The sequence below is a fragment of the Petrotoga sp. 9PW.55.5.1 genome, from assembly GCF_003265365.1.
Classification (GTDB): domain Bacteria; phylum Thermotogota; class Thermotogae; order Petrotogales; family Petrotogaceae; genus Petrotoga.
The window spans coordinates 1-2,004 of the sequence record NZ_AUPM01000042.1 but is presented as its reverse complement, the minus strand read 5'-3'; the positions used below and the strand labels follow the sequence as shown (position 1 = coordinate 2,004).

Annotated in this window: 2 protein-coding genes and 1 pseudogene; all 3 read left to right on the top strand. The window is 28.1% G+C overall.

Annotation, left to right across the window (positions count from 1 at the left end):
- Positions 1-759: pseudogene (locus PW5551_RS06390) on the top strand (hypothetical protein); the annotation flags it as partial.
- A 258-nt stretch (positions 760-1,017) separates the two neighbouring features.
- Entirely contained in the window at positions 1,018-1,455 is a 438-nt protein-coding gene (locus PW5551_RS06385; RefSeq protein WP_113074959.1) for a nucleotidyltransferase domain-containing protein, read from the top strand.
- A 34-nt stretch (positions 1,456-1,489) separates the two neighbouring features.
- Positions 1,490-1,915 carry a DUF86 domain-containing protein gene (locus PW5551_RS06380; RefSeq protein ID WP_113074958.1) on the top strand — a complete coding sequence of 142 codons (426 nt, stop codon included), beginning with the start codon at positions 1,490-1,492 and terminating at the stop codon, positions 1,913-1,915.
- The last annotated feature ends 89 nt before the right edge of the window (positions 1,916-2,004 follow it).

Below are 2,004 nucleotides of genomic sequence, written 5' to 3'. Positions count from 1 at the left end.
GGGATAACAAAGCAAATAAAGTCAAATACATTAAGAAACATAATAGACAATCTTGAATTTGAAATAAACAGTTCTCTTGCTATTCCAATAATAAAAGAATTAAAAAAGAAAGATATAGACAAGAAGTTTGAAGAAAACTTTTACAAATTTATGAGGTTAGAGGTAGAAAAGCAACTTTCCGAATTTTTTACTTCGTATCTTGTTCATTATTACAAGCAAGAGGTTAAATTAGAAAGAGTAATTAAAGACATAGAAAGTGGAAGTTTAATCAAAGGAAGATGTGATTATTACACAAGAGAGTTAATAAACTCAATATTTGAAAAACCTTTACAAATAGACATTGATTCATTACTAACAACCAACCAAGAACAAAAAACTTACACAAACAAAGATATAACCTTCAAAGAGCATACCTTTTATTCAGCAAGGAAAATCCTTGTAAAAAGGTTCATGAAAGATTTAAATAAGATACATTTACAAGAGTTTATAGAAAAATACATAAAAGCTGATTCAAAACAAAAAGATATGATAGAAAGGTACATAATGAATTATGGAAGGTATGATGAAATAAAAAACATACCAAAAGAATTAAGACCAAGAGTACCAAAAGAAATCAATGTATTTGTGAAGAAATACACGTTAAAAAGAAGACCCTCAGCAATTTCGTTCTATGTTTTTGAAGGAAAAGAAAGAGAAGAACTTGTTGAAACGTTAAAGGCTTTTGAGCGGCCTGCCGCCCTGTTATTGGATAATAAATAAGGAAATCTCATTTTTTCACAAAAATAGTTTTTGAATTAAAACAAGAATCTGAATTATTCTCGAACATCTTATTAAATTCACTGGAATAAACTTTTTTATTTTTCATGTTCTTACCCCTTACTTTTATTTTATCATTTCCTTCGTTTTTCTCCAATCTCTATTTGGGGTGATTATGGTTTGAGAAGAATCATTAGCTCAATTTACTTATCGATTTATGTTAAAATATATATGTAGGAAAGAATATAGTAGGTGAAAAATATGAACGTTAATAAATGCGAATTGTTAGAATCTCTTTGTAAAAAATATAAAATTGGTTTGGTTTATCTTTTTGGATCACAAAAAGATAAAGCTTTTCAGTTATTAAGTGACGACTCTGATGTTGTCAAAATAGACGATCCTCTAACTGATATAGATGTAGGGGTCGTTTTCTTGTTTGATTTAGAGAAAGTTAAGCATGTATACAAATTATATTCAGCAGTATATAATGATTTTGAAGAGTTTTTTAAACCATATAAGTTAGACCTTGTTTTTTTGCAAGAAACTCATTCTGTGTTTCAAGTTGAAGCTATAAAAGGCATATGTGTATATTATGTGTCAGAAAAGTTTAAGGAAGAATATGAAATGGCAATATTAAGACGAGCCGCAGATTTCAAATATGTTTTGGATTTATACAGAAAAGAAGCATTAGAAAAGTAATAATAAATAATTTTTGAAAGGAAAAGATTTTAGAATGATAAATAAAGATCTTATTAGAGACCGTTTATTGCTTATTAATAAATATATATCACAATTAGAAATGCTATCGCAGTTCTCAAAAGAAGAATTTCTCAGTGACAGTAGGAACCCAGCGGCAGCAGAAAGTTTTTTAAGAAGATCTTTAGAATCTATCTTCGATATTGGCAGACATATATTAGCTAAAATTGGTAACATTGATATGGCTGGTGAATATAAAGCAATTGCTACAGGTCTTGGAGAAAAAGACATAGTAAGCGAACATTTAAGTCAGAAATTAATTCAAATGGCAGGGTACAGAAATAGACTTGTTCATTTGTATCATAATATTTCTGAAGAAGAACTGTATGATATAGTAAAAGAAGACTTGAAAGACTTAGAACAATTTGTTATTTGTATAGAAAAATATCTTGAAAATAATTGAATTAATTTCAAGATATATTTAAGCACTAATTTTTTATAATCTTCTTTTCACACCACCAACTGACTTTCGATGATCTCTTTGTAAACGGC

Bases quoted from the DNA above. Each gene is read 5' to 3' on its own strand.
- PW5551_RS06380 (WP_113074958.1), top strand. From the start codon at position 1,490: ATGATAAATAAAGATCTTATTAGAGACCGTTTATTGCTTATTAATAAA.
- PW5551_RS06385 (WP_113074959.1), top strand. From the start codon at position 1,018: ATGAACGTTAATAAATGCGAATTGTTAGAATCTCTTTGTAAAAAATAT.